Genomic DNA, 25,965 nt, shown 5'->3' on the forward strand with positions numbered 1-25,965 from the left:
CGGCAAGCTTGTTGCAAGCGAGATATTATCCGGGCCTCTTCCAAGCCCAAAGGAGCAGCCGTGCAACAGAACCATCAACCGAACGACGACGGGGGCATGAACGTCGCCGACGTCCAGCGCATCGCCGCCTTCTCCGACGGCGCACAGGGCGGCAACCCGGCCGGGGTCTGGATCGGGGATGCCTTGCCGGATGACGCCAGCATGGCGCGCGTCGCCCGGAACATCGGCTACTCGGAAACCGCCTTCGCCGCGCCGCTGGGCGACGGCTGGCGCGTGCGCTATTTCTCGCCTGAATCGGAAGTGCCATTCTGCGGCCACGCCACCATCGCGCTTGGCGCCGCCCTGGCGGCCAGCCATGGCGACGGTGTGTACAAGCTGGCGCTGAACGAGGCCGCGATCACGGTCGAGGGCCGGCGTAGCGTCGGCGCGGATGGCCAGGGTCTGACCTCGGCCGCGCTGCAGTCGCCGCCGACCCGCAGCCGCGCGGCATCCGGCGCGGTGGTGGAGCGGGCGCTGGCGCTGTTCGGCTACCAGGGCGGGGACCTCGACCCGCGCATTCCTCCAGGCCTGGCGCACGGCGGGGCCGACCATCTGGTGCTGGCCTTGCGCAGCCGGGAACTGCTTGCCGACATGCGCTATGAACTCGACGCGGGGCGGCGCTTCATGCGCGAGCTCGGCATCGTCACCGTCGTGCTGGCCTGGGCTGAGACCGACACGCTGTTCCATACCCGTAACCCGTTTGCCTCCGGCGGCGTGCTCGAGGACCCTGCCACCGGCGCCGGCACGGCGGCGCTGGCCGGCTACCTGCGCGATATCGGCTGGCCGCACGGCGGCGCCATCGACGTCGTGCAGGGCGAGGACATGGGCATGCGCTCGCGCCTGCGAGCCGAGATCGGAGCTGAGCGTGGCGGCTCGATCCGGGTGTCGGGCACGGCGCGGACACTCCCCATGTTTATTTCTGAATCACAAGTTTTGTCAATTTAGAATTAAAGGGTAAAAGTACGCTTGCTCATCAGTTAAGAGTTTTTCCAAAGATTGATAATCATCAGGAACCAAGTTTTCTGTGTTTAAACAATCTAAGGAACCTGTCATGGACCTGAGCCAAGCAAACGTCATCCCGCACGCAAACGCTGTTGAAATTCGCCCGCTTGGTGACGCGCAAGGCGCCAACCGGATTGTCGAGTCGCTGCCATTTACCATCCGCCGCGTCCAGAACCAGGATGAGCTTCTGAAGGCCGTACATATTCGTCACGCTGCCTATGCACGCCACCTTCCGGAGTTCGCGCGCTCCCTGGCATTGCCGGAAGAGGCCGACTACGAAAGCGACACCATCGTGCTGCTTGCCGAGTCCAAGCTCGATGGCACGCCGCTCGGTACGGCCCGCATCCGCACGAATATCCACCATCCGCTGCACATCGAGGAGTCGGTGGTGCTGCCGCAATGGCTGCAAGGACGCAGCCTTGGCGAAGTCGAGCGTCTGGGTGTGAGCCAGGGGCGGATCGGCCATGTGGTCAAGGTTGCGCTGGTCAAGGCATTTTTCGAGTACTTCGAGAAGAATGGTCTTGAATACGCGGTCATTTCGGGCCGCGCTCCGGTCGACCGGCAATACGAGCAGTTGATGTTCACCGATGTGTTCGGAACAAGCGACATGTTGCCCCTGCGCCACATTGGCAATATCCCGCATCGGATCATGGCATTTGAAATCGCCACCGGCGAAGCACGCTGGCGCGCGGCGGAGCATCCACTGCTCAAGTTCTTCCGCCACACCGACCATCCGGACATCGATGTCGGCTCGACGAATGCGCCATGCATGAATGTGCTACGCGCCTCCTCGCCTGCGCCTGCGGCGTCGACCGGCGTTGCCGTGCGCGAGTTGGCCTTTGCCTGAAGTAGATATTGCATGACGGCATCACGTTAAAGCTGTATCCTTGCGATTGATCAGGCCGCGACGTAATGTCGCGGCTTCTGTCAGTCGCTACATACTGCTTATGCCAAAAACTACCGTTCACAAGCACAGTTCTTCTTCGTCGACGGCCAACGGGGTGCTCGAACGTATTCTGCAGGTGTTTGCGTATTACCTGATTCCGATCGGAATCAGCCTGTTCTCCATCGTTGCACTGCTGTTCTGGCACGACCAGTACGAGATGAGCGAGCCGGAGGCGCTGCCCTTGCGCGTCGTGCACGAAGAGGGTGCCGCACCCGTGCCTGCGGATGCCCTGGCACGACTCGCATCGCGTCCAGCTGTCACCAGCTACAACGCCAATCTCGGCAGCCACCCTGTCTGGTTCAGCTTTGCGCCCATGACCGCATCGGTCGAGCACGACGTTATTGAATTCCCCTCGCGACATGCGCTCTCGATCCGTTGTTGGGATGCAACAAGCTTGCGCCTGCTCGGAGAGGCCAGCCGCAGCCATGCCAGTGGTGCGATCACCGCCGTCAAGGCCGGTTTCGCCATGCGCACGGCTGACTTGCCGGCGCAGCTGCTGTGCAGCGGCACGTTCGCGGGCCCGGCACGTTTGAGCGCGGTGCAATGGCCTTCAGAACAGTTCGCATTGTCGGTTGCGCAGTACCACCGCAAGTCCGGTCTGCTCGACGGCGGCATGATCGTGCTCGCGCTGTTTGTCCTGCTGACTGCCCTGATCAACCGCCAGCCGTTGTATGTACTGTTTGCAGGCTGGCTGATCCTCAACCTGCGTGTCGGTGCGCTGTCGGCCGGTTGGGACATCCAGTGGCTGGGACAGACGGTGCCCGCCGGCTGGCTGTTGCTCTCGCGCTCGGTGACGCTGACGCTGTACGGCATCGCTACCCTGACCCTGTACCAGCACCTGCTGCGCGCCAACCTCGACAAATTGCGCTATCCCGCGGCGATGCGCGCCATGCAGTGGCTGTGCCTGCCCATCCTGACGGCTGCCGTAGTGTTGCCCTACCATATCTTTCTGCCGATCGTGTGGATCACCTGTGCCTGCTGCCTGACGCTTATGATGGCGGGCCTCACGCGGGTCATCATCGTGTCGCGCAATCGCGTCGCTACCTGGTTCGCTGCGTCGTTCGCACTGACCATTGTCGCCACGCTGGTCGAGATTGCTTCGGCAGCGCTCGGCATGCGCGAGGTAGTCGGCGTCATCAACAGCGTCACGGCGGCCCTTGCGTCGAGCCTGCTTGCCGCGCTGGCGGTGGCTGAACAGATGCGCGCCGAGACGCAGCAGCGCGAAGAAGCCCAACGCAAGTTCGAGCGCGCCTACGAAGCCATGCCGGTCGGCCTGTTTACGCTCGACCTGGACGGCGCCTTCCTCTCGGCCAATCCGGCGCTGTGCGGCATGTTGGAGTGCGAGGTGATGGAAAGCAGCCGCACGCTGTGGCAGCAGTTTTTCAGTGATGCCTCCTGGCTTCACTTGCGCGAGCAGGTGCACCTGCGCACGACCATCGAACTGGAGGTCGGTAACCGTCGCGGCGAGCGCCGCTTCCTGGTGCGCGCGACGCTGGCGCACGGACGCATTGAAGGCGTACTCGAAGACATCACCGAAAAGACAAAGGCGACCGAGCAGCTGCGCTTCATGGCCAACAACGATCCCTTGACCAAGGTCTTCAACCGGCGCGGCATCGAGAAGATGTTCGAGGGCGCGGCCACCTCACTGGCCGCCGGCAAGCCGATGGCGATCGCGTATATCGACCTCGACCGCTTCAAGCTGATCAACGACCTGTTCGGCCACGGCGCCGGCGACGAGGTGCTCAAGCAGGTGTGCGAGCGCATGGCGATGATACTGGCCAGCGGCCAGCAGATCGGACGCGTCGGCGGCGACGAATTCGTGATCGTCATGCCGGACACGCCCGTGTCACTGGCTTCCCTGATTTGCCGCGGCATCATCGAGCGCATCGGCGGCACGCCATACCGGGTCGGCGACAAGGCCTTCCACGTGCGTGGCTCGATCGGCCTGATCGAAGTGTCGGCCGGCATGCCGATGACCGATGCCATCTCGGCGGCCGACCGCGCCTGCCGTTCGGCCAAGGAAGCCAGCGACGGGCTGGTCGTGTACGAGCGCAATGCGGCCGCCTTCCATGAGCGCGAGGCCGAGCTGAACCTGGTGGCCAGGCTGCAGGGTCCGAATGCGACCGAGGGCCTGTTCCTCGAGATGCAGCCGATCATGTCGCTGAGGAACCCGCACGATTCCCTGAATTTCGAAGTACTGCTGCGCATGCGCGGGGCGGACGGCCGCATCATGCCGGCCGGACCGCTGATCGGCGCGGCCGAGAAGTGCGGGCGGGCCAGCGTCATCGACCGCTGGGTGCTGTCCACGACGCTTGGCTGGATTTCGGAGAACATCGGGCGCCTGCCGAACACGCGTTTCGTGTGCATGAACCTGTCGGGCGCTTCGCTCAACGACGAGCGCTTCCTGCAGGACTCGCTGGACATCCTGGCGCGCCACGTGCACGTGACCAGCCGCCTGTGCATGGAGATTACTGAAAGCGTTGCCTTGCACGACCTCGACAACACGCGCCGCTTTATCGACCAGGTACGCAACTTCGGCGTGAAGGTGGCGCTCGACGACTTCGGCGCCGGTTACACCTCGTTCTCCTACCTGAAGGAATTGCCGGCCGACGTGCTGAAAATCGACGGCAACTTTATCGTCAACATCAATGAGCACCCGGCCAACGTGGCCATCGTCGAAGCCATTGTCAGCCTGGCGGTCAATCTGGGCATGAAGACGATCGCCGAATGGGCGGAGGATGCCGCGACCGTGCAGACGCTGTCCGAGATCGGCGTCGACTATGTGCAGGGCTGGGCCGTGGCACGCTCGCAGCCGCCGGAGCGCATGCTGACGGCGGCTTCGTCGGCGAGCTTCATTTCGGATCCGGCATTGCTGGAACTGCTGCCGAACCTGAGCAAGGGTGTGGCGCTGGATTTACGCGGGATACTGAAGCTGCATTGAATCAGGCAGCTTACTGAATCGATGCCAGCGTCGGGCGCGACGGCCGGACGGCATCGCTCAGCAGCAATTGCGCACGCGCCGCCTTCAGGGTGGCGACATCGCGCGCCAGCGCGCGGTCGCGGTTCGGCATGCGCCCACGCCAGCTTTGCTGGTGTACCAGGGCCGGCAGCGCTTCATGGCGCTGCACGGTCACCGGCTGGGTTTCGCTGCCGGCAACAGACGTGTCGGACGCGCTTTCCTGCTTCGCCGCACTCACCAGGCGCGTGGCGCGTGCGCCGCTTTCGCAGGGCTGGTCAGTGAGCGTGACATGGCCGGCGCCATCGACGCATTTGAGAATGTCGGAACCCGCCAGGGCGACGGGGCCTGCGACAATTGCCGCAATTACAAAACTTAGCTGAGAGGCCAGGTGCTTCATGGCTACCTCCATCAATACAATGGAGCCATTGTCCCGGTCGGGGCCGTCTCCGTATGTTCGGTGGCCCACGGAGCACGATTATTATCAAAAAAACCACGGATGAGCTGACGCATCGGCTTGGCGCCGGGGTCGCCGGCACTCAGGACCTCTGGGCAACGAGCACGATCTCGACCAGGAAGCCGTAGTGCAGGGCGGGCAGCGCCGGCAAATAATGTCCGGCCGGCGCCGGCAGTTCCTTCGATCCGATCAATTCCATCAGGCCACCAGTTCGGCGAAGCGCGACAGGTCGACGTTGCCGCCGCTGATCAGGATGCCGACGCGCTTGCCCGCCGCCGAATCGCCTGCCGCTGGATCGCCGGCCGCCGGATCGCCGGCCGCCGGATACACGCCGCACAAGGCCGCCGCCGCGCCGAGGCAGCCGGTCGGCTCGACGACCATCTTCATCCGTTCGGCAAAAAACTTCATGGTCTCGACCAGCTGGGCATCGCTGACCGTGACGATGTCGTCGACGCGGCGCCGGATCACCTCGAAATTGTGTTCGCCCACGTGGGTCACCATGGCGCCGTCGGCGATCGTCTTCGGCACGCCGATATGCACGATCTCGCCGCGCCGCAGCGACTGCTGGCCGTCGTTGCCGGCTTCCGGCTCGACACCGATGACCTTGCAGTGGGGGGACAGGCCGCTGGCCGCCAGCGCGCTGCCGGCCAGCAGGCCCCCGCCGCCGAGCGGCACCAGCAATACATCCAGGCTGCCCACTTCTTCGAACAATTCTTTCGCCGCCGTGCCCTGGCCGCAGATCACGTCCGGGTGGTCGTAGGGCGGAATCAGGGTCATGCCGCGCTCCTCAGCCAGGCGGCGCGCGATGTCTTCGCGGTTTTCCGTGTAGCGGTCGTAGAACAGCACCTCGCCGCCGTACTCTTTCGTCGCCTGCACCTTCAGGGCAGGGGCGTCCCGCGGCATGATGATGGTCGCGCGAATGCCTGCCAGGCGCGCCGACAGGGCGATCGCCTGTGCGTGGTTCCCCGACGAGAAGGTCAGCACGCCGGCCGCGCGCTGGGCGTCGGTGAAACGCGCGATCGCATTGAAGGCGCCGCGAAATTTAAAGGCGCCCATGCGCTGGTAGTTCTCGCACTTGAAGAACAGTTGGGCCTTGGCGCGGGCGTTCGCGGTGCTGGAGGTCAGGACCGGCGTGCGGTGGCTTGCGCCTGCGAGGCGCGCGGCGGCCTGTTCGACGTCGCTGTAGGAGAGGAGGGCGGTATCGTTCATGGAAGTGAGGTAGAAGGTGGAATCAGGATGCCAGCGGCAGCGCCAGTTGTACCAGCAAGCCGCCGCCGTCGCGGTTACGCACCAGCAGTTCGGCGTTGTGGCGGGTGACGACGCGCTCGACGATCGCGAGACCCAGCCCCGCACCGTTGGCCTGGCCGCGCGCCGCATCCAGGCGCGTAAAGGGTTTCAGCAACTGGCCGATCTGGTCGTCGGGCACTCCCGGACCGCGGTCGCCGATGTCGACGACGGCGCGCCGGCCTTGGGGCGTGCTGCGCACATGGCAGGAGAAATCGAGTTCGGTGAATTCCGCGCCGGGCGTGCGCCCGTAGCGGCGCGCGTTTTCGACGACGTTGTTGATCACGCGGCGCAGGTCGGTCTCGTTGCCGAGCACCTGCACATCTTCCTCCAGATCGGTCGTCACGCGTATGCCGGGCACGCGCCTCGCGTGCTGGGCGCAGTCGGCGAGCAGGTGCGAGACCTGCACCGGTACGAAGCTCGATGCCTCGGTCGGCTTGGCGTAATCGAGGAACTGGCCAATGATCGCGTCCATCTGGGCAATGTCGGACTGCAGGCCTTCCCTGGCGTCGGTCGACAGGTTGGCCATTTCGAGTTCGAGCTGCATGCGCGCCAGCGGCGTGCGCAGATCGTGCGAGATGCCGGCCAGGATCACGGCGCGGTCCTTTTCGACCTGCGCCAGGTCGTCGACCATCTGGTTGAAGCTGCGGTTCGCTTCCAGGATCTCTTTCGGGCCTTTTTCAGGCAGCGGCGTCGGACGTTCGCCCTTGGCGATCGCGCGTGCCGCAGCCGTCAGGCGCGCCAGCGGCAGGTTGATCAGGCTCGAGATGAGCGCGGCGCCCACCAGCGACAGCACGCCCACGACGCCGGCCCAGCCCAGCCATTGGATGCGTGTCAGGCCGGCGATGCGTTCGCGTTCGAGCATCAGCCAGTACTGGTCGTCCTCGATATTAAAACTGATCCAGAAGCCCGCCATGCCGTTCACGCGACTTGAAAAGCGGGTCTGGGAGCCGAGCTTGTCGCGCACGGCGGCGGCGATTTCGGGCATCAGGGGATTGGCCGGTGGCGGATCGACCAGGTCGGTGTCTTCGAGGGTGAAGATGCGCACACCTTCGTTCGACACCAGTTCGAACATCAGTTCGCGCCGCAGTTCCGGCGCCGAGTGGGTCAGCGCCGCTTTCGTCAGCGTCACCACCGACACCACGAGTTCCGCCGTCTGCCTTACCTGGGGACCGCGCTGGAACACGTTGAGCATGCCGATCCAGGAACCCATCGACAGCGCCGTGAGCAGCGACAGCAGGAAGAAGGTGCGCCAGAACAGGCCGCTCTTCATCCAGCCCATGCGCCCGGACTTTGGCGCCGAAAGTAATGCGAACGACACTAGCGCGGCTGTCCTTCAGGGATGAAGACATAGCCCAGGCCCCAGACAGTCTGGATGTAGAGCGGGCTCGATGGATCTGGTTCGATCAGTTTGCGCAGGCGCGAGATCTGGACGTCGAGCGAGCGGTCGAACACTTCGTATTCGCGGCCACGGGCGAGCTCCATCAGCTTTTCGCGCGACAGCGGCTGGCGTGCGTGGCGCGCGAAGACTTTCAGTACCGAGAACTCGCCGGTGGTCAAGGGCACCGTCTCGCCGCTTTTCTTCAGCGTGCGCGTGCCGAGATCGAGCACGAACTGGCCGAATTCGAAGGTCTGCGGGGTTTCCGACGGCGCGCCCGGGATTTCGTCCGGACCCTTGCGGCGCAGGACCGCGCCGATGCGGGCTACCAGTTCGCGCGGATTGAAAGGCTTGGGCAGGTAATCGTCGGCGCCCATTTCGAGTCCGACGATGCGGTCGACGTCTTCGCCTTTGGCGGTGAGCATGATGATCGGTGTCTGGTCGCCGGCGCCGCGCAGGCGGCGGCAGATCGAGAGGCCGTCTTCGCCAGGGAGCATCAGGTCGAGGACCAGCAAGTCGTAGCGCTCGCGCAGCCACAGCTTGTTCATCGCCGGCGCGCTTTCGGCCGTGACGACCTGGAAGCCCTGCTCGGTGAGATAGCGGCGCAGCAGGTCGCGCAGCCGCACGTCGTCGTCGACGACCATGATCTTGGCACTGTGGGCGCCGGTAGCGCCGACATTATTCGAGGTGGAAGCAGAATTCATATGCACTTAGTTTGTCAGATTCATATCGCTATGGTAACTTCTCTTCGCCTGTCATTCAGCATTACAGACAGGTCATTACATTGTGTTACAAACTTTACCCAATTAGGCTTATACCCCCAGGTAGTTCCACATACACTGGGGACCAATGAAGCACAGCTTATCCGTTTATCCTGCACCACGGAAGAGGAACACCATGACAAACGCGCTCGATAGAACCAATGCAGCAGCCCTGGCCAAGGGCCGGCTCGCCCGCCTGGCGCGCCATGGTGTGGTCGTGTGCCTGCTGGCCTGTGCCGGCGTCCAGGCAGCCCAGGCACAATACCATGGCCGCCGCGACGATGCCCAATTGCCGCCGCCACCGTCGGCGCGTGCCGAACGCATGCCGGCACCGAACCCCCAGATCGAACAGCCGCGCGAACAGCGCATGTATGAACAGCAGCGTGAGCAGGGGCGTGCCTACGAGGAGCAGCGCCGCCAGGCTGCCCAGATGCAGGGCGACGGGCAGCGCGAAGGCGGACGCCGCGGTGGCCGCCTGACGCCCGACGAGCGGCGCGACCTGCGCCGCCAGATCAACGAAGCCGGGGCGGACATTTATCCGAACGCGCAGCGCCGCTAAGGCGCGGCTGTTCAACATCGATACGAAGCCGGGCGCGTCCCGGCTTTTTCTTTGGCGCTCCTTGGCACCGTCCTACAAGGTTTGACGCAGGGCAGTATTGACCGGAATCTGAATAATTGTTGTTAACGATTATTTATTTATTCGTGACAACATGATACGCTGGCAGGCTACGAACCTTGACGCGTCGTCTAGGCTTCCGGTCAACTTACCTGGAGTACGACCGTGTCCGATACTGCTGTTGCCATTCCTCCCGCGCCCGCTGCCCGGTTCGACTCGACCGGCCCGGAGCATTGCATACAGCGCCTTCCCGGCGGCATCTATGCCGACCCGGCCGTGCTCGGCACGACCGTGCTGGCCGCCATCGACAGCATTTTCCGCTCCGGCAGCATCCTGTGCGGCGTCGACTATCCGGTCCTGATCAAAGCGCTCTACGATAGCGGACCGGCGCTGCCACAGGGGCCCGATGGCCGGCCCCTGGTGCGCCTGGCGAGGGACATCCTTCCCTTCGACACCGAGCGCCGCAGCCTGTACCGTTCGGTGCGCATCGCCGGCGGCCAGGCCGAGTACTGCTTCGAGCCGGTGTTCCTGCCCGGTCCCGGGGGAGAAGGCGATGTCCCGACTTGTCTCGACCTCGACGAATTCGTGGCCGACATGTGGCTCAAGGGCATCCGCTTCGGTATCGACGTGGCGGCCGTGCGTGCGGGCATCGGCAATCCGAATCTCGGGCGCAGCGTCGTGGCGCGCCGGCTCGACCCGGTTGCGGGCATCGATGCCACCGTGGTCGAGGTGTCCGACGACATCCACCGCAGCGACGCGCCGCGCCAGCTGTCGAACGGCAAGCTAGACCTGATGTGCTTCCAGAACCGTTTTCCGCAGGTGCAGGGCGGGACAAAGCTGCTGCAAAAGCTGCCGAGCCGGGTCGGACAGCCCGGCTTCGAACTGTCGGGCATCCGCATCGAGCCGGCCGCCCCGGCCGACCTCGATTTTTCGACCTATGCGGGCGAAGGCACCAGCCTCGAGAAGAGCGCCGCCGGCGACTATCTGATTGCCGCGCGCGCCGGCTTCCTGAATGTCGACCCGAAGACGCGCAGAATCGCGGTCGGCGACAAGATCATCAGCCATGACGGCGTCAGCGCCAGGACCACCGGCAACCTGCAGCTGACCGGCGACTACGAGGAATTCGGCGACGTCCAGGAAAAGCGCGTCATCGAAGGCAACGGCATCACCGTGCATGGCAATGTGTATGGCGACATCCTCTCGCGCGGCGGCATGGTGCGCCTGAGCGCCACCCTGGTCGGCGGCAGCGTCCACAACAAACGCGGCGACATCCAGGTCGACGGCGTGAGCGCGAATGCGATCATCCAGGCCATGGCCGGCGCCGTGACGCTGGGGCGCGCCGAGAACTGCGTCGTCTCCGGCACGCGCGTGCGTATCGAGCAGGCGCTCAACTGCGAGATCATCGCCGACGAGGTCTCGATCGGCAGCGCCGAAGGCTGCGCGGTCGCCGCACGCCGCATCGCGATCGACAGCAGCGCCCCCTGGCACGGCAGCGAGATGCTGGTGTATGCCCTGGTGGCCGACTGCGGCCGCATCGACGAAGTATTGCAGCAGATCGGCGCGCGCCTGGCGCAGTTCGACGCCGCCATCAGCGGCCACAAGACCGAGCTGGCCCACCTGTGCGCCCAGCCTGCGGTGCGCAAGTACCTCGAGATCGCCGGCCGCGTGCGCAGCGGCGAGACGCTCCTCACCCCAATCCAGGCCGGGCAGTTCAAGCAGATGGGGCAGGCGGTAGCGGGTGAGCTCACCAGGATCGGCGACGTCTCGAATGCGCGCAAGGCCGCCGAGGGCGGGAAGGCCGAGGGGCAGGCGCTGCTGGCGCGATTTACCGCCCAGCGCGGCGAGCGCGTGGCCGGCTGCGAGGTGACGCTGCACCAGATCAAGGGCGACACCCAGGTATGCCTGCTGCCTTTCGATCCTGACGGCGCCTGTTTCTACGACCTTCCTGCGCGCGAGATCAAGACGCGCCTGCGCGGCAATCACGGCACGCCGCTGCACGCCGCCGCGTCGGGCAGCTACGCTTGGCTGAGGAGTGCCGACGCCACGCATGCCTGATCCGATAATAGTGGTGTAAGGAAATATTGACTGCACTCAACGAACGCGGGAGGGCAAAGCCCTAGCATGGTGGCTGTTACCGAAAGGATCCCTCATGCACCAGGATACAACGTCAATCCGCCCGGCGGGCAACCAGTTCCTGAGCTTCAAGCTCGGCGGCCTCGAATACGGGCTCGACTTCAGCAAGGTACAGGAGCTGCGCATCCTCAAGTCGCTCGAGCGCTTCGCCGCTGACGGCGCCATCGTCGAAGGCGTCGCCGTCTCGCGCGGCGTGATCATGCCGATCGTCGACATGCGCGCCGCCTTCTGCGGCCATCCGGTGGCCACTACCCCGACCACCGACGTCATCATCCTCAAGCTCTCGACCTGCGTGATGGGGATGGTGGTCGACGGCGTCACCGACGTGGTGACCCTGACGCCGGAGCAGATTTCGCCGATTCCCGGGGCCGATGGCGGCGCCATCGATTACCTGCTCGGGCTCGGCGTGACCGAGGGACGCAGGTTGATCCTGGTCGATATCGACCGCTTGATGTCGATCGATAAGAAGACGAGCGCACGCCAGGTGGCGTGAACCGCGTCGATGCTTTGGGTGGGCGCGGGCGCCCCACCCAAGCACAGCTTTTAAGCCGCCAGGCCTTCGAGCTGTTCCTGTAACTCCAGCCACTCATTTTCCAGCGTCGCCAGATCCCGCACGCAGAAGGCCTGGTCCGCGACCAGGGTCTTCAACGACTCCTTCTTGTCCGCGTCATAGGCCGACGGATCAAGCAGGCGCGCGTCGATGTCGGCCTTCTTTGCACTCAGCTTCGCCATCTGCTCGTCGACGCGCTTGAGGCGGTTCTCGAGCGGCTTCTTGAGGGCGGCAAGGCGCTGGCGCTCTTCGGCGCCGAGGCGTTTCTGCTCCTTGCGCTCGCCGACCGGCAGCGGGGGCGCAGCAAGGACCACCGGTGCCGCCACTGGGACAGCCGCTTTCGGCACCGGCAGCACGTCGGTGCCTTTACCCAACTTGGTCTTGAACAGCCAATCCTTGTAGTCGTCCAGGTCGCCATCGAAGGGCTGGAGGCGGCCGTTGGCGACGATGATGAATTCGTCGGTCGTCGCGCGCAGCAGGTGGCGATCGTGGGAAACGACGACCAGCGTGCCTTCGAACTGTGCCAGTGCCATGGTGAGCGCCTCGCGCGTCTCCAGATCCAGGTGGTTCGTCGGTTCATCGAGCAGCAGCAAATTAGGACGCTGCCAGACGATCAGGGCCAGCGCCAGGCGCGCCTTTTCGCCGCCGGAGAACGGGCGGATCGGGCTGGTGACCATCGTGCCCGGGAAGTTGAAGCTGCCGAGGAAGTTGCGCAGTTCCTGCTCGCGCACGGTCGGTGCAATCTTCGCCAGGTGCCACAGCGGCGACTCGTCGTGGCGCAGCATCTCGACCTGGTGCTGGGCGAAGTAGCCGATCGACAGGCCCTTGCCGAGCGTGGCGTCGCCCGTGAGCGGCGCCAGTTCGCCCGCGATGGTCTTGATCAGGGTCGATTTGCCGGCGCCGTTCACACCGAGCAAGCCAATCCGTTGGCCGATCTGCAGCGAAAAATTGATGTCGTTGACAATGGTCTTGGCGCCGACCTTGTCGCCATGGCCGTCCAGCAAGGGATAACCGGCGTCCACGTTTTCCATCACCAGGAGCGGGTTCGGGGCCGAGAGCGGCTCGCGGAACTCGAACGAGAATTCGGCGGCCGCGCGCAGCGGCGCGAGTTCTTCCATCTTCGCCAGCGCCTTCATGCGGCTCTGGGCCTGGCGCGCCTTGCTGGCTTTCGCCTTGAAGCGGTCGATGAAGGACTCGAGGTGGGCCCGGGCGCGCTGCTGCTTTTCCATCGCGCTGGCGGCCAGGATCATGGCGGCGGCGCGCTGGCGCTCGAAGGACGAGTAGTTGCCCGAGTAGCGCTTGAGTTTGCGCTCGTCGATGTGCACCACCACGTTGACGATCTCGTCGAGAAAGTCGCGATCGTGCGAGATGATGACCAGGGTGCCCGGATAGCGTTTCAGCCAATCCTCGAGCCAGATGATCGCATCGAGGTCCAGGTGGTTCGTCGGTTCATCGAGCAGCAGCAGGTCGGAGGGGCACATCAGCGCCTGCGCCAGGTTCAGGCGCATGCGCCAGCCACCCGAGAAGCTGGCGACTGGCTGCTGCATCTGGTCGAGCGTGAAGCCCAGGCCCAGCAGCAGCTGTTCGCCGCGTGACTGCACCGTATAGGCGTCGGCGTCCATCAGCGCGCCGTGCACATTGCCCATCTCGATGCCGTTTTCGTTCGTGTACTCGGCCGCTTCCAGCACGTCGAGTTCGGCCTGCAGGCGGCGCAGCGTGACGTCGCCGTCGATCGCGTACTCGAGGGCGGGACGGTCGAGCGCAGGGGTCTCCTGCGCCACATAGGCCATGCGCCATTTGGCGGGGAAGTCGATCTCGCCCTGGTCTGCGTGCAATTCATTGCGCAGCATGGCGAACAGGCTGGATTTGCCGGCGCCGTTGGCGCCAATGAGGCCGATCTTGTCGCCGGGGTTCAGGGTCAGGTCGGCGTTTTCCAGCAGCGGCTTTATGCCGCGCATCAGGCTGACGTTCAGGAAGCGGATCATGCGTGCGTCTTTACTTTAAATTATGCGTTCTGCAGTTGCTCGGCGGTGAGCAGGAACACCGCCTCATCGCCGGCACTCGTGGTGAGCCAGGTCAGGCCCAGGTGGCCGAAGGCGCTTTCCGCGTATTCGGCCTCGTTGCCGATTTCGACGACCAGGATGCCTTCGGGTGTCAGCCGCTCGCAAGCGCCGGCGACGATCTTGCGCACCAGGTCCATGCCGTCCGCGCCGCCATGCAGGGCGATCTGCGGCTCGCGCAGGTATTCCGGCGGCAGGCTGGCCATCGAATTCGCGTTCACATACGGGGGATTGGTGACGATCAGGTCGTACTTCTTGAACGGCACGTTCTCGTACAGGTCCGATTCGATCGGATTGACTCGGCCTTCGAGTTTATATTCGCGGATATTGCGTTCAGCAACGGCCAGCGCATCGGCCGAGATATCGACCGCGTCGACCACCGCGTTCTGGTAGACGTCGGCCATCATGATCGCCAGGCAGCCCGAACCGGTGCACAGCTCGAGCACATTCTCGACGGCGTACGGGTCGGCCACCCAGGGGCTGAAGAAATTCGGGATCAGCTCGGCGATGAAGGAACGGGGAACGAGCACCCGTTCGTCCACATAGAAGGCGTAGGTGCCGAGCCAAGCCTCGTTCGTGATGTAGGCGGCCGGGACGCGCTCGGTGGTGCGGCGCTCGATCACGGACAGCACTTGCAGCACTTCTTCCGGCAACAGCTTGGCGTCGAGGAAAGGCTCGAGGCGGTCGAGCGGAAGCTTCAAGGTGTGCAGGACCAGGTAGGCCGCCTCATCGAACGCTTCGGCGCTGCCATGGCCGAAGAACAGCTTGGCCGCATTGAAGCGGGTGACGGCGTAGCGCAGCAGGTCGCGCGGGGTGCTGAAGTGTGTCGTGGTCATGGCGTGTTCTCGCTCTCTGGTTGTGCGGTTAGCAGATTTTCCAGCGTGCGGCGGTAGATGTTCTTCAGTGGATCGATGAAGCGCAGCTCGACGTGCTCGTCGATTTTGTGGATGCTGGCGTTTGGTGGGCCGAATTCTATCACCTGAGGGCAGATGCGGGCGATGAAGCGTCCATCCGAGGTCCCGCCCGTGGTCGACAGTTCCGTCGCCACGCCGGTCTCGACCTGGATGGCGCTGCAGACCGCGTCCGACAGCGTGCCCTTCGGGGTCAGGAAGGGCAGGCCGGATAGCGTCCAGTCCAGGTCGTACTCCAGGCCATGGTGGTCGAGAATGGCGTGCACGCGCGCTTCCAGCCCCTCGGCCGTGCTCGCGGTCGAGAAGCGGAAGTTGAATTCGAGCGTCATCTGGCCAGGAATGACATTGTTGGCGCCGGCACCGGCATGGATGTTCGAGACCTGCCACGAGGTCGGCGCATAGTATTCGTTGCCCTCGTCCCAGACCTCGGCCGCCAGCTCGGCCAGCGCGGGCGCGGCCTGGTGGATCGGATTGCGCGCCAGATGCGGGTAGGCGATATGGCCCTGGATGCCCTTGATGACGAGGTGGCCCGACAGCGAGCCGCGGCGTCCGTTCTTGATCACGTCACCGAGGATGTGGGCTGACGTCGGTTCGCCCACCAGACAGTAGTCGAGCGTCACGCCGCGTTCTTCCAGCATGTCGCAGACGAGCACGGTGCCGTCCGTCGCCGGCCCTTCCTCGTCGCTCGTGATCAAGAAGGCGATCGAGCCCAGGTGGTCCGGGTGCGCCACGACGAATTCCTCACAGGCAACAACCATCGCTGCGATCGAGGTCTTCATGTCGGCCGCGCCGCGGCCATAGAGTTTACCGTCGCGCACGGTCGGTATGAACGGTTCGGAAGTCCACTGGTGCGCGGGTCCGGTCGGCACGACGTCGGTATGGCCGGCAAAGACGAAGACCGGCGACGCCGTTCCCTTGCGCGCCCACAGGTTGGTGACGCCATTCGATTCGATGGATTCGCACACGAAGCCGAGCGGCGCGAGCAATTCGGCCAGGCGTAGCTGGCAGCCCTTGTCGTGCGGCGTGATCGAGTCGAGGGCGATCAGTTCGGCCGCCAGCTCCTGGGTGCGCGAGGTCTTGATCATGCGGCCCCCATCAGGCGCGCGTAGTCGTCGGGGCTGAAGCCTACCGCCAGCGCGCCGTCGCCCTCTAACACCGGACGCTTGATCACCGAGGTGTTTTCCAGCATCAGCTCAAGTGCGGATGCCTTGTCATTGACTGCCGCCTTGCGCTCGTCCGGCAGCTTGCGCCAGGTCGTGCCTTTGCGGTTGACCAGGATTTCCCAATCCAGTTCTTCGAGCCAGCGCGCGGCCGTCTCGCGGTCCAGGCCCGCTTTTTTGAAGTCGTGGAACGTGACGTCGTGGCCGTTCTCGAGGAGCCAGTCGCGGGCTTTTTTGACGGTGTCGCAGTTGGGAATACCGTAGAGCGTCTTTTTCATGGGCGTAACTTGGGGGCAAATAAGGCGAAGCAACGAAGCTTGCCGGGAGCGCAGTGGTTCGGGGAGGGCGAGAGGATAGCATATGCCGATCCTGCCTGGAGATGTCGCACACGGCAGTTCTGGGTCGGGCCCCGTGCGAGCGGGCCGCGTTGTCCAGATCAGACTGAGCAGGGGAGGTGGTGTCGCGGGTCGGAGGCTCGCCCGCTTCAAGTGTTCAGTGTGAACTCGGTAAACGAGGCTTCCGGCGGCTCGTCATTCTTGCCCGCCCCATCGTCGGCGCCTTTTGCCGGCCCGTTGTTGAGCAGCCAGAGCAAATTTGTCGCCGAGTCGGCATTCGCCAGCGCTTCTTCCTGCGTCACGAGGCCTGCCTGCACCAGCGCCAGCAGCGCATATTCGAACGATTGCGAGCCGGGCGACATGCTCTTGTCCATCGCTTCCTTGATCTGGCTGAGTTCGCCTTTTTCGATCAGGTCGGCGATGTAGCGGGTGTTCAGCATCACCTCGACCGCCGGCTGGCGCGTGCCCCCAAGCGCGGACCTCACCAAACGCTGCGAGACGATCGCGCGCGTGGCGGAGGCAAGGTCTTGCAGCAGGGCGGGGCGGTTTTCGACAGGGTAGAAGCCGATGATGCGGTTCAGGGCGTTATAGCTGTTGTTCGCGTGCAGCGTGGCGACGACCAGGTGGCCGGATTGAGCATAAGCAAGTGCCGCGCCCATGGTGGCCTGGTCGCGGATTTCGCCGATCAGGATCACGTCCGGCGCCTGGCGCAGGCTGTTGCGCAGCGCGAGCTGGAAGTCGAGCGCATCGCTGCCGATCTCGCGCTGGTTGACGATCGATTTCTTGTTCTTGAAAAGGTATTCGATCGGGTCTTCCAGCGTCAGGATGTGGCCGGTGCGTTGTTCGTTGCGGTAGTCGAGCATCGAGGCGATCGTGGTCGACTTGCCGGAACCGGTAGCGCCCACGATCAGCAGCAGGCCGCGCTTGTCCATGACGAGTTCGGACAGTACCGGCGGCAGGCCGAGTTCGCCCAGCGGCGGAATGGTGGCCGGTACGAAGCGGAAGACGGCCGAGACGCTGCCGCGCTGGCGGAAGGCCGAGAGGCGGAAACGGCCCAGGTTGGGCACGGAAATGCCCATGTTCAGTTCGTTGGTGCGGTTCAGTTCGTCAAGCTGCTCGGGGGTGGTAATTTCCGACAGCAGGGAGTCGATGTTGTCGCGGTCGAGCTTGTGCTGGTTGATCGGGATGAGGTTCCCGTTGATCTTGATGTGGACGGGAGAATTGACCGCGAAGAACATGTCCGACGCGTTTTTTTCTTTCATGAGCTGGAACAGGCGGTCCATGGCCATTGGCGGTGTCTCCCGGGGTGGTGCTTGTCATGGTGCGGCAGACCAGGCGAAGCTCGAACGCGTGGACGGCTATGCCGTCCACGCGTTCAACCAGCCGTCGAGCAGCCTCGAAGCCGCTTAAATCCCGCGCAGCAGTTCGTTGATACCCGTCTTCGCGCGCGTCTTGGCATCGACCCGCTTGACGATCACGGCGCAGTACAGGCTGTACTTGCCGTCTGGCGAAGGCAGGCTGCCCGACACCACGACCGAACCGGACGGCACGCGGCCATAGCTCACTTCGCCGGTTTCGCGGTTGTAGATCTTGGTCGACTGGCCGATGTACACGCCCATCGAAATCACCGAGTTCTCTTCGACGATCACGCCTTCGACGATTTCCGAACGCGCGCCGATGAAGCAGTTGTCTTCGATGATGGTCGGATTGGCCTGCATCGGTTCGAGCACGCCGCCGATGCCGACGCCGCCCGACAGGTGGACGTTCTTGCCGATCTGCGCGCAGGAACCGACCGTGGCCCAGGTGTCGACCATCGTGCCTTCATCGACATAAGCGCCGATGTTCACGTAGGACGGCATCAGGACCACGTTCTTGCCGATGAAGGAGCCGCGGCGTGCCACCGCCGGCGGCACCACGCGAAAACCCCCTTTGGCAAAATCTTCGGCCGTGTAGTCGGCGAACTTGGTCGGCACTTTATCGTAGAACTGCATGCCGCCCGCCTCGATCGGAACGTTGTTCTCGAGGCGGAACGACAGCAGCACAGCCTTCTTGATCCACTGATTCACAGTCCACTCGGCGCCTTCTTTCTGCGCCACGCGCAGGGTGCCGGCGTCGAGGCCGGCCAGCACGTGGCTGACTGCCTCGCGCACTTCGGCGCTGGCGCCCGATGGGCTGATGTCCGCGCGTTGTTCCCACGCGGTGTCGATGATGTTCTGGAGTTGTTGGGTCATGGTGGTTGATCTCGTTTCAGGAAGCGGATTGCTGCGACTGGCAGAACTGGACAATGCGATTGGCTGCTTCCAGCCCTTCGTCGACGCCTGCCACCAGCGCCATGCGGATGCGGTTGGTGCCCGGGTTGGTCCCGTGCGCTTCGCGCGCGAGGTAGGATCCAGGCAGGACCGTTACATTATATTCGGCGTACAGCCGGCGTGCGAAGTCGGTGTCCGACAGCCTGGTGCGGCGCACGTCGGCCCACAGGTAGAAGCCGGCGTCCGGTAACTCGACGTCCATCACTTCGCGCAGCAGCGGCGTGATGAGCTTGAATTTTTCCTTGTACAGCGTGCGGTTGTCCTGCACATGGGTCTCGTCGCCCCAGGCCGCGATCGAGGCGGCCTGCACCACGGGCGACATCGCGCCGCCGCAGTAGGTGCGGTACAGCAGGAATTTCTTGAGCACCTGTGGGTCGCCGGCCACGAAGCCGGAACGCATGCCGGGTACGTTCGAGCGCTTCGACAGGCTCGAGAACACGACCAGGTTGGCGTAGGGCCGATCGCCCCTGCTGCGGCCAAGCTGGTGCGCCGCCTCCAGCGCGCCCAGCGGCGGGGTGGAACCAGAATAGATCTCGGAATAGCACTCGTCGGCGGCGATCACGAAGCCGTGGCGGTCGGAGAGGTCGAACAGTTCGCGCCAGTCGTCCAGCGTGAGCACGGCGCCGGTCGGGTTGCCTGGCGAGCAGACGTACAGCAGCTGCACGCGTGCCCAGACATCGTCGGGCACCGCGCTGTAGTCGGGGGCGAAGTTGCGCGCCGGGTCTGAATTGACGAAGTAGGGCGTGGCGCCGGCGAGGTAGGCCGCGCCTTCGTAGATCTGGTAGAACGGATTCGGGCACAGCACCAGGGGATCCGGACGGCCGGCGTCGATGGTCGAGTGGGCGATCGCGAACAAGGCCTCGCGCGAGCCGTTCACGGGCAATACCATCGTCGCCGCATCCAGGCTCGGTATGCCATAGCGGCGCTCGATCCAGCTTGCGATGGCCGTGCGCAGCGGCTCGCCGCCGACCGTGCTCGGATAGTTCGACAGGCCGGCCACCGCATGCATCAGGGCCTTTTCGATGAAAGGCGGCGTCGGGTGCTTCGGTTCGCCGATGCCGAGGCTGATCGGCGCCAGCTCCGCGTTCGCAGTCACACCGGCGAACAGTTCGCGCAGCTTTTCGAAGGGGTAGGGATGGAGTTTGTCGAGATGTGGATTCACGGCGGTCTTGTTGGGCGCAATGCGAAAGCGACCATTATATGCCGATAAATCGGGGCGCACGACGTGAGGCTTGCTCGCGCCATGCGCCTGGATTGACGCCCGACCATTCCTTGAACGCGTGCGTGAACGCGCTCTGCTCCTGGTAACCCAGCAGGAAGGCGATGTCCGTCAGCGACAGTCCGGGCTGGCGCAGGTAGTCGAGTGCCAGCGCGTACCGGGCGCCATCGAGCACTTGCTGGAAGCTCGCTCCCGCATCGGCCAGCTTGCGCTGCAGGGTACGTGGCGCCAGGTCCAGCTCGGCCGCGATAGTGTTCAGGCGCACGCGGTCCTGCGCCAGGTTGCGGATGACCGCCGCCCGTACCTCGGCCACGATGGACGGCGGCGTTTCGACGCGTTGGGTCAGCAAGCGCTCGGCATGCTGCTGCAAGACCGGATACAGCGTGATGTCGGCGTTCGGCAGCGGCAGCGCGAGCAGGGTCGCATTGAAGCGCGCGCTGTTGGCCGGCGCATTCAAGCGCGGCAGTACGCCGAACACGCGCGCATATTCGCTCATGTCCATGCTGCCCGCATGCGTGAACGCCAGCTCGGCCGGCGGCAGCTGGCCACCGGCCAGCCAGCGCCCGAAGGTCTGGATGCCGGCGAAGACGCTGTCGACCAGGTGGCGGCTGGCGCCCGGATAGTGGCTGATCCATTCGTATTCGGCCGCGGCGCCGTGCAGCGCCAGGCGCGAGCGTCCCAGGTCGTGCGCCAGCGCCTCATAGCGCATCGTCTGCTCGAAGGCCTGGCCGAAGTCGCGGCAGGCCAGCAATACCAGGCCGTAGATGCTGTAGGTGCCGAGTTTCACCCCCTCGCCCACGTGCAGGCCGAAGTGCTCGTCGTTCGCCAGTTCGGCGCCGGCGTCGAGCAGGCGCAGGTAGGCGCAGGCGGCCAGCGACTCGGGCAGCGGCGCGAGTGCGCCGTCCGGCAGTCCGGCGGCCTGCGTCAGCACGTCGAGCCTCACGCCGCGCGCCATGGCGGCATCGAGCAGCGGCTGCAGGTAGGAGCCGGTGACCCGGCGCCGGTCTGGCGTGATCGAGCAAGGCTGTGTCATAAAGGAGCAATACGCGGCATGCGATCTCGCTTACTCTGGCATGAATGTCAACACCCAATAGTAAGGGAAAAGCGCATGAGACGGTGGAATGGCTGGGGCGACGAGTCGATCGATGTCGCATTGAACAAGGATGCGCTGGCTTTCCTGGAAGCGCGCATCGGTCCCGGCCAGGCGCCGCCAGAGGCCACCTTCGAGCAAGCCTGTGCCGCGATCGCAGCCGGGGGCCTGTCCCCGCATCGGCTGGTCGAAACCGCAGCGCCGGTACGCGCCCTGCATGCACTGGGCCAGAGCCTGCCCGACTGGCTGCGCCTGCGCCACGGCCGCCTGGGCGCGGTGCCGGACGGCGTCGCTTTCCCCGAAAGCGCCGCCCAGGTACGCGAGCTGCTCGCCTACGCAGCCGCGCATGGCGCATGCGTGATTCCGTACGGCGGCGGCACCAGCGTCGCCGGCCACCTCACCGTGCCCGAGGGCAGGCCGACGCTGTGCGTCGACATGCGCCGCCTGCGCGCCATGACCGCACTCGACCGCGAGTCCCAACTCGCCACTTTTGGCGCCGGCGTCACCGGCCCGGATCTCGAAGCCCAGCTGCGCGCACACGGCTATACCCTCGGCCACTTCCCGCAATCCTTCGACTATTCGACCCTGGGCGGCTGGGTCGTCACGCGCTCGTCCGGTCAGCAGTCGCTGCGCTATGGCCGCATCGAGTCGATGTTCGCCGGCGGGCAGGTCGAGACGCCGGCCGGCACGCTCGCGATTCCGACCTTTCCCGCGTCTGCCGCCGGCATCGACCTGCGCGAGATGGTGCTCGGTTCGGAAGGGCGGCTCGGCATCCTGACCGAAGCCACGGTGCGCGTGACGCGCCTGCCCGAGTACGAAGCCTTCCACGCTGTCTTTTTCCCGACCTGGGAGCAGGCCTCGAGCGCCGTGCGCGAGCTGGCCCAGGCGCGCCTGCCGCTGTCGATGCTGCGCCTGTCCAATCCCATGGAAACGCAGACCATGCTGGCGCTGGCCGGCCACAAGCGCCTGGTCGGCATCCTCGAACAATGGTTGGATATGCGCGGCTGCGACGAAGGCAAGTGCATGCTGCTGGTCGGCGCGACCGGTGCGAAACGGCAGGCGCGCGCCGCCTTGCGCGATGCATTCACGATCGCCCGCGCGAGCAAGGGCGTGCACATGGGGAAGGGCCTGGGCGAACGCTGGCGCCGCAACCGTTTTCGCAATGTCTACATGCGCAATAGCGCCTGGCGCCAGGGCTATGCGATCGACACGGTGGAAACGGCCGTCGACTGGCCGGGCGTCACAAGCGCAATGCAGGCGATCGAATCGGCCGCCGCGCGTGCCTTCGGCGAACACGGGGAACGGGTGCATGCCTACACCCATCTGTCGCACCTGTATCCGCAGGGCGCCAGCGTCTACTCGACGTTCGTATACCGTTTGACGGGCGACTACGACACCGATCTCGCGCGCTGGCGCAGCCTGAAGCAGGCCGTGTCCGATGCAATCGTCGCCAGTGGCGGCACCATCAGCCACCAGCATGGTGTCGGCAGCGACCACGCACCCTGGCTGGCAGCGGAAAAAGGCGAACTCGGGCTCGATGCGATGCGCGCGCTGTTCAAGCGCTTCGATCCGGAGGGCTGCATGAACCCCGGCAAGCTGGTGCTGCCGTGAGCGCGCTCTGGCCCACTGGCTGGCGCGCCGCGCTGCCCGAACTGTGCGCGCGCGAATGGGACATCCTGGTCATCGGCGGCGGCATTACCGGCGCCGGCATCCTGCTGGAAGCCTCGCGCCGGGGCCTGCGCGCCCTGCTGGTCGAGGGGCGCGACTTCGCCTGGGGCACCTCGAGCCGTTCCTCGAAACTGGTGCACGGCGGCCTGCGCTACCTGGCGCAGGGACACCTCAAGCTCACGCGCGAAGCGGTGCGCGAACGCGAGGCCTTGCTGAGGGATGCCCCTGGCCTGGTCGAGCCGCAGGGCTTTGCCTTCGCCGATTATGGCGCCAGCGGCCGCAAGCGCCGCACGATGCTGGCCGGCCTCGCGCTGTACGACCTGTTCGCCGGACGGCGCGAAGCGCATTGGCTGGACGCCTCTGCCTTTGCCCTGCGCGCGCCGAATGCCGCGCGCGACGGCCTGGCGGGGGGCATCGTCTACACCGACGCGAAGACCGACGACGCGCGCCTGGTCCTGCGCACGATCGCGGAAGCGCGCCGCCATGGCGGGGCAGCGGTCAACTACCTGGCCGCGCAAGCCTTGCTGTTTGACGGCGACCGGATCGCGGGGGCATGCCTGCGCGATGGCGTCGCCGGCGGGCAGTTCGAGGTGCGCGCCCGGCTCGTGATCGACGCCTGCGGCGCCTGGGCCGGCATGCTCAGTGCATCCGGCCCGCCCTTGCGCCCGCTGCGCGGCAGCCACCTGATCCTGCCGGCCTGGCGCCTGCCGCTGGCGCAGGCGATCAGCCTGATGCACCCGACCGACGGCCGGCCCGTGTTCGCCTTTCCCTGGGAAGGCGCCACCCTGGTCGGGACCACCGACGTCGACCACAAGGACGGCCTGACCAAGGAAGCGGCAATCACCCGTGCGGAACTCGATTACCTGATGACGGCACTGCAGGCGCAGTTTCCGCAATTGGGTTTACAGGAAGCCGACATCCTCGCGACCTATGCCGGCGTGCGTCCGGTGGTCGACAGCGGAGGGCTTGGCGCACCCTCGAAGGCGGGACGGGAACACGCCATCGCGTCACAGCAAGGCCTGGTCAGCGTCGCCGGCGGCAAACTGACGACCTTCCGCGCGATCGCGCTCGACACGCTGCGCGAGGCGCAAGGCCAGCTGCACGGCTGGAATGACGCGCTGGCGCCATGCCGCATCTACGATCCGGCGCCGCTGCCGCAGTCTGCGCGCCGTCTGCCGGCGTCGATCCTGCGCCGCCTCGCGGGCCGCTATGGCGCGCAGGCCCAGGCGCTGCTCGACGCGGCGCGGGAGGACGAACTCGACACGATCCCCGGCACCGAAACCCTGTGGGCCGAACTGCGCTGGGCTGCGCGCGCCGAAGCGGTGCAGCAGCTGGACGACCTGCTGTTGCGCCGTACCCGCATCGGCCTGCTGCTGCGCGCAGGCGGGCAGGAACACCTGGCGCGCATCCGCGCCATCTGCCAGCCGGAACTGGGCTGGCTCGATGAACGCTGGGAGCAAGAAGCCGCCGGCTACGCGCGGCTGTGGCAGGCCCACTACAGCCTGCCCGAGGCGCAGGCATGACGCCCGAACCGCGCATTCTCGCCATCGACAACGGCACGCAAAGCGTGCGCGCGCTGCTGTTCGACCTGCGCGGCAACATCGTCGCCAAATGCCAGGTGCCGTTGCAAGCGTATTTTTCGACGCATCCCGGCTGGGCCGAGCACGAGCCCGAGGATTACTGGCAGGCCGTGTGCCGCGCTTGCCAGGGCCTGTGGAGCCAGGAAGGTGTCGATCGGAGCGCAGTACGCGCGGTGGCGGTCACGACCCAGCGCGGCACGGTGGTCAACCTGGACCGCGATGGCAAGCCGCTGCGCCCGGCGATCACCTGGCTCGACCAGCGCCGGACAAGGGTCGTGCCGCCGATCGGCGCCTTCTGGCGCACCGCCTTCAAGCTGGCGCGGGTGAACAAGACGATCGATTTCTTTCGCGGCGAGGCCGAGATCAACTGGATCCGCGCGCACCAGCCGGACGTCTGGGACGCCACCGACAAGTTCCTGCTGCTCTCCGGTTACCTGAACTGGCGCCTGTGCGGACGTTTTGTCGATTCGAGCGGCTCGCAAGTGGCCTACCTGCCGTTCGACTACAAGCGCCATACCTGGGCCTCGAAGCGCGACTGGAAATGGCAGGCGCTGGCAGTCGAGCCGCGCATGCTGCCCGCGCTCCAGCCGCCCGGCACCGAGCTGGGCGTGATCGACAGCGGGGCGGCGCAGCAGACCGGCATCCCGGCGGGTACCCCGCTGTTTGCCGCCGCCGCCGACAAGGCCTGCGAAGTGCTGGGCGCCGGTTGCCTGGAGCCGCATGTCGGGTGCCTCAGCTACGGCACCACGGCCACGATCAACACCACCAGCCGGCGCTATGTCGAGGTGACGCCCTTCGTGCCGCCATATCCGTCCGCGGTTCCCGGCGCCTACAGCACCGAAGTACAGGTGTTTCGCGGCTACTGGATGGTCAACTGGTTCAAGGAGCAGTTCGGCCACCACGAGCAGCTGCAGGCGCTGTCCGGCGACCTGGCGCCGGAGCAGCTGTTCGACCAGTTGGCCGAGTCGGTCCCCCCAGGTTCGATGGGCCTGATGCTGCAGCCCTACTGGACGCCGGGTATCCGGGTGCCGGGACGGGAGGCGAAGGGCGCGATCATCGGCTTTGGCGACGTCCACACGCGTGCCCATGTGTACCGCGCGATTCTCGAGGGCCTGGCCTATGCGCTGCGGGAGGGGAAGGAACGCATCGAACAACGCAGTGGCGTGCGCATCACCGAACTGCGGGTATCGGGCGGCGGCTCGCAAAGCGATGCGGCGATGCAGCTCACCGCCGACATCTTCGGTTTGCCCACGGTCCGCCCGCACGTCTACGAAACCTCCGGCCTGGGCGCTGCCATCGACGCCGCTGTCGGCTTGGGGCTGCACCCGGATTTCGCCAGTGCCGTGGGAGCGATGACGCGGACAGGGCGCGTGTTCGAGCCGATCGAAGGCAACCGCGCCATCTACGACCGGCTCTACAAGGGGGTGTACCGCAAGATGTACCGCCAGCTCCAGCCCTTGTACCGCGAGATCGCCGAGATTACCGGCTATCCGAACCAGTATTAGGGCATG

The 25,965-nt window shown here is 65.4% G+C and carries 21 protein-coding genes; 9 read left to right on the forward strand and 12 right to left on the reverse strand.

Annotated features, from left to right (window positions below; translation table 11 throughout):
* The first annotated feature begins 96 nt into the window (after nucleotides 1–96).
* The 3 genes from ACHAC9_RS06740 (at nucleotide 97) to ACHAC9_RS06750 (ending at nucleotide 4,928) form a co-directional block, all read left to right on the forward strand.
* A complete protein-coding gene (locus ACHAC9_RS06740) occupies nucleotides 97–984 on the forward strand; it encodes a PhzF family phenazine biosynthesis protein (RefSeq protein WP_435758807.1) in 888 nt (295 codons plus the stop codon).
* Between the two features lie 106 nt (nucleotides 985–1,090).
* Entirely contained in the window at nucleotides 1,091–1,888 is a 798-nt protein-coding gene (locus ACHAC9_RS06745) for a hypothetical protein (RefSeq protein WP_435758417.1), read from the forward strand.
* 154 nt (nucleotides 1,889–2,042) lie between these two features.
* Entirely contained in the window at nucleotides 2,043–4,928 is a 2,886-nt protein-coding gene (locus tag ACHAC9_RS06750) for an EAL domain-containing protein (protein WP_435758419.1), read from the forward strand.
* A gap of 10 nt (nucleotides 4,929–4,938) precedes the next feature.
* Here ACHAC9_RS06750 and ACHAC9_RS06755 read toward each other — a convergent pair whose 3' ends face one another.
* The 4 genes from ACHAC9_RS06755 to ompR all read right to left on the reverse strand — a co-directional run bounded on the left by ACHAC9_RS06755 (nucleotide 4,939) and on the right by ompR (nucleotide 8,766).
* A complete protein-coding gene (locus tag ACHAC9_RS06755) occupies nucleotides 4,939–5,343 on the reverse strand; it encodes a DUF4124 domain-containing protein (protein WP_435758421.1) in 405 nt (134 codons plus the stop codon).
* Between the two features lie 255 nt (nucleotides 5,344–5,598).
* Nucleotides 5,599–6,609, reverse strand: a complete 1,011-nt coding sequence (locus ACHAC9_RS06760) for a threo-3-hydroxy-L-aspartate ammonia-lyase (RefSeq protein WP_435758423.1) — start codon at nucleotides 6,607–6,609, stop codon at nucleotides 5,599–5,601.
* 22 nt (nucleotides 6,610–6,631) lie between these two features.
* Nucleotides 6,632–7,966 carry an ATP-binding protein gene (locus ACHAC9_RS06765; protein ID WP_435758809.1) on the reverse strand — a complete coding sequence of 445 codons (1,335 nt, stop codon included), beginning with the start codon at nucleotides 7,964–7,966 and terminating at the stop codon, nucleotides 6,632–6,634.
* A 38-nt stretch (nucleotides 7,967–8,004) separates the two neighbouring features.
* Nucleotides 8,005–8,766: an osmolarity response regulator transcription factor OmpR gene (gene ompR, locus ACHAC9_RS06770; RefSeq protein WP_435758426.1), complete on the reverse strand. Its 762-nt coding sequence runs from the start codon at nucleotides 8,764–8,766 to the stop codon at nucleotides 8,005–8,007.
* Between the two features lie 193 nt (nucleotides 8,767–8,959).
* Between ompR and ACHAC9_RS06775 the strand changes: the two genes are divergently transcribed.
* The 3 genes from ACHAC9_RS06775 to ACHAC9_RS06785 all read left to right on the forward strand — a co-directional run bounded on the left by ACHAC9_RS06775 (nucleotide 8,960) and on the right by ACHAC9_RS06785 (nucleotide 12,065).
* Entirely contained in the window at nucleotides 8,960–9,382 is a 423-nt protein-coding gene (locus ACHAC9_RS06775) for a hypothetical protein (RefSeq protein WP_435758428.1), read from the forward strand.
* A gap of 222 nt (nucleotides 9,383–9,604) precedes the next feature.
* Nucleotides 9,605–11,494 (forward strand): flagellar assembly protein A, encoded by a 1,890-nt coding sequence (locus ACHAC9_RS06780; RefSeq protein WP_435758430.1) that lies wholly within the window; start codon nucleotides 9,605–9,607, stop codon nucleotides 11,492–11,494.
* A 94-nt stretch (nucleotides 11,495–11,588) separates the two neighbouring features.
* Nucleotides 11,589–12,065, forward strand: a complete 477-nt coding sequence (locus ACHAC9_RS06785; protein WP_435758432.1) for a chemotaxis protein CheW — start codon at nucleotides 11,589–11,591, stop codon at nucleotides 12,063–12,065.
* Nucleotides 12,066–12,115: 50 nt separating this feature from the next.
* Here the strand turns inward: ACHAC9_RS06785 and ACHAC9_RS06790 are convergent, their stop codons facing one another.
* The 8 genes from ACHAC9_RS06790 to ACHAC9_RS06825 all read right to left on the reverse strand — a co-directional run bounded on the left by ACHAC9_RS06790 (nucleotide 12,116) and on the right by ACHAC9_RS06825 (nucleotide 21,149).
* Nucleotides 12,116–14,107 (reverse strand): ATP-binding cassette domain-containing protein, encoded by a 1,992-nt coding sequence (locus ACHAC9_RS06790; RefSeq protein ID WP_435758433.1) that lies wholly within the window; start codon nucleotides 14,105–14,107, stop codon nucleotides 12,116–12,118.
* A 20-nt stretch (nucleotides 14,108–14,127) separates the two neighbouring features.
* The gene (gene prmB, locus ACHAC9_RS06795; protein WP_435758436.1) at nucleotides 14,128–15,018 is read right to left on the reverse strand and encodes a 50S ribosomal protein L3 N(5)-glutamine methyltransferase; all 891 of its coding nucleotides are present in this window, start codon (nucleotides 15,016–15,018) and stop codon (nucleotides 14,128–14,130) included.
* Nucleotides 15,015–16,178 (reverse strand): succinyl-diaminopimelate desuccinylase, encoded by a 1,164-nt coding sequence (dapE, locus tag ACHAC9_RS06800; protein ID WP_435758438.1) that lies wholly within the window; start codon nucleotides 16,176–16,178, stop codon nucleotides 15,015–15,017. Before dapE ends, prmB begins: the two co-directional genes overlap by 4 nt.
* Nucleotides 16,175–16,531, reverse strand: coding sequence for an ArsC family reductase (locus ACHAC9_RS06805; protein WP_435758440.1), 357 nt, complete (start codon nucleotides 16,529–16,531; stop codon nucleotides 16,175–16,177). The genes dapE and ACHAC9_RS06805 overlap by 4 nt, the downstream gene beginning before the upstream one ends.
* A gap of 206 nt (nucleotides 16,532–16,737) precedes the next feature.
* On the reverse strand, nucleotides 16,738–17,877 hold the full coding sequence (locus tag ACHAC9_RS06810) for a PilT/PilU family type 4a pilus ATPase (RefSeq protein WP_435758442.1): 1,140 nt from the start codon (nucleotides 17,875–17,877) through the stop codon (nucleotides 16,738–16,740).
* Nucleotides 17,878–17,994: 117 nt separating this feature from the next.
* A complete protein-coding gene (gene dapD / locus ACHAC9_RS06815; protein ID WP_435758444.1) occupies nucleotides 17,995–18,819 on the reverse strand; it encodes a 2,3,4,5-tetrahydropyridine-2,6-dicarboxylate N-succinyltransferase in 825 nt (274 codons plus the stop codon).
* A 16-nt stretch (nucleotides 18,820–18,835) separates the two neighbouring features.
* Nucleotides 18,836–20,059 carry a succinyldiaminopimelate transaminase gene (gene dapC / locus ACHAC9_RS06820; RefSeq protein ID WP_435758446.1) on the reverse strand — a complete coding sequence of 408 codons (1,224 nt, stop codon included), beginning with the start codon at nucleotides 20,057–20,059 and terminating at the stop codon, nucleotides 18,836–18,838.
* A gap of 34 nt (nucleotides 20,060–20,093) precedes the next feature.
* Entirely contained in the window at nucleotides 20,094–21,149 is a 1,056-nt protein-coding gene (locus tag ACHAC9_RS06825) for an AraC family transcriptional regulator (RefSeq protein WP_435758448.1), read from the reverse strand.
* Nucleotides 21,150–21,224: 75 nt separating this feature from the next.
* On the opposite strand from ACHAC9_RS06825, the gene ACHAC9_RS06830 reads away from it, so the two are divergent.
* The 3 genes from ACHAC9_RS06830 to ACHAC9_RS06840 are packed head-to-tail and all read left to right on the forward strand — an operon-like array spanning nucleotide 21,225 to nucleotide 25,959.
* Nucleotides 21,225–22,817 carry an FAD-binding oxidoreductase gene (locus ACHAC9_RS06830; RefSeq protein ID WP_435758450.1) on the forward strand — a complete coding sequence of 531 codons (1,593 nt, stop codon included), beginning with the start codon at nucleotides 21,225–21,227 and terminating at the stop codon, nucleotides 22,815–22,817.
* Nucleotides 22,814–24,397: a glycerol-3-phosphate dehydrogenase/oxidase gene (locus ACHAC9_RS06835; protein WP_435758452.1), complete on the forward strand. Its 1,584-nt coding sequence runs from the start codon at nucleotides 22,814–22,816 to the stop codon at nucleotides 24,395–24,397. Before ACHAC9_RS06830 ends, ACHAC9_RS06835 begins: the two co-directional genes overlap by 4 nt.
* Nucleotides 24,394–25,959, forward strand: a complete 1,566-nt coding sequence (locus ACHAC9_RS06840; RefSeq protein ID WP_435758454.1) for an FGGY-family carbohydrate kinase — start codon at nucleotides 24,394–24,396, stop codon at nucleotides 25,957–25,959. The genes ACHAC9_RS06835 and ACHAC9_RS06840 overlap by 4 nt, the downstream gene beginning before the upstream one ends.
* The last annotated feature ends 6 nt before the right edge of the window (nucleotides 25,960–25,965 follow it).

The sequence above is a fragment of the Massilia sp. CMS3.1 genome (assembly GCF_051262535.1).
In the GTDB taxonomy this organism is placed as follows: domain Bacteria; phylum Pseudomonadota; class Gammaproteobacteria; order Burkholderiales; family Burkholderiaceae_D; genus Telluria.

Bases quoted from the DNA above. Each gene is read 5' to 3' on its own strand.
- ACHAC9_RS06740 (WP_435758807.1), top strand. From the start codon at position 97: ATGAACGTCGCCGACGTCCAGCGCATCGCCGCCTTCTCCGACGGCGCA.
- ACHAC9_RS06745 (WP_435758417.1), top strand. From the start codon at position 1,091: ATGGACCTGAGCCAAGCAAACGTCATCCCGCACGCAAACGCTGTTGAA.
- ACHAC9_RS06755 (WP_435758421.1), bottom strand. From the start codon at position 5,343: ATGAAGCACCTGGCCTCTCAGCTAAGTTTTGTAATTGCGGCAATTGTC.
- ACHAC9_RS06760 (WP_435758423.1), bottom strand. From the start codon at position 6,609: ATGAACGATACCGCCCTCCTCTCCTACAGCGACGTCGAACAGGCCGCC.
- ACHAC9_RS06765 (WP_435758809.1), bottom strand. From the start codon at position 7,966: ATGGGCTGGATGAAGAGCGGCCTGTTCTGGCGCACCTTCTTCCTGCTG.
- ompR (WP_435758426.1), bottom strand. From the start codon at position 8,766: ATGAATTCTGCTTCCACCTCGAATAATGTCGGCGCTACCGGCGCCCAC.
- ACHAC9_RS06775 (WP_435758428.1), top strand. From the start codon at position 8,960: ATGACAAACGCGCTCGATAGAACCAATGCAGCAGCCCTGGCCAAGGGC.
- ACHAC9_RS06785 (WP_435758432.1), top strand. From the start codon at position 11,589: ATGCACCAGGATACAACGTCAATCCGCCCGGCGGGCAACCAGTTCCTG.
- ACHAC9_RS06790 (WP_435758433.1), bottom strand. From the start codon at position 14,107: ATGATCCGCTTCCTGAACGTCAGCCTGATGCGCGGCATAAAGCCGCTG.
- prmB (WP_435758436.1), bottom strand. From the start codon at position 15,018: ATGACCACGACACACTTCAGCACCCCGCGCGACCTGCTGCGCTACGCC.
- dapE (WP_435758438.1), bottom strand. From the start codon at position 16,178: ATGATCAAGACCTCGCGCACCCAGGAGCTGGCGGCCGAACTGATCGCC.
- ACHAC9_RS06805 (WP_435758440.1), bottom strand. From the start codon at position 16,531: ATGAAAAAGACGCTCTACGGTATTCCCAACTGCGACACCGTCAAAAAA.
- ACHAC9_RS06810 (WP_435758442.1), bottom strand. From the start codon at position 17,877: ATGGCCATGGACCGCCTGTTCCAGCTCATGAAAGAAAAAAACGCGTCG.
- dapD (WP_435758444.1), bottom strand. From the start codon at position 18,819: ATGACCCAACAACTCCAGAACATCATCGACACCGCGTGGGAACAACGC.
- ACHAC9_RS06825 (WP_435758448.1), bottom strand. From the start codon at position 21,149: ATGACACAGCCTTGCTCGATCACGCCAGACCGGCGCCGGGTCACCGGC.
- ACHAC9_RS06830 (WP_435758450.1), top strand. From the start codon at position 21,225: ATGAGACGGTGGAATGGCTGGGGCGACGAGTCGATCGATGTCGCATTG.
- ACHAC9_RS06840 (WP_435758454.1), top strand. From the start codon at position 24,394: ATGACGCCCGAACCGCGCATTCTCGCCATCGACAACGGCACGCAAAGC.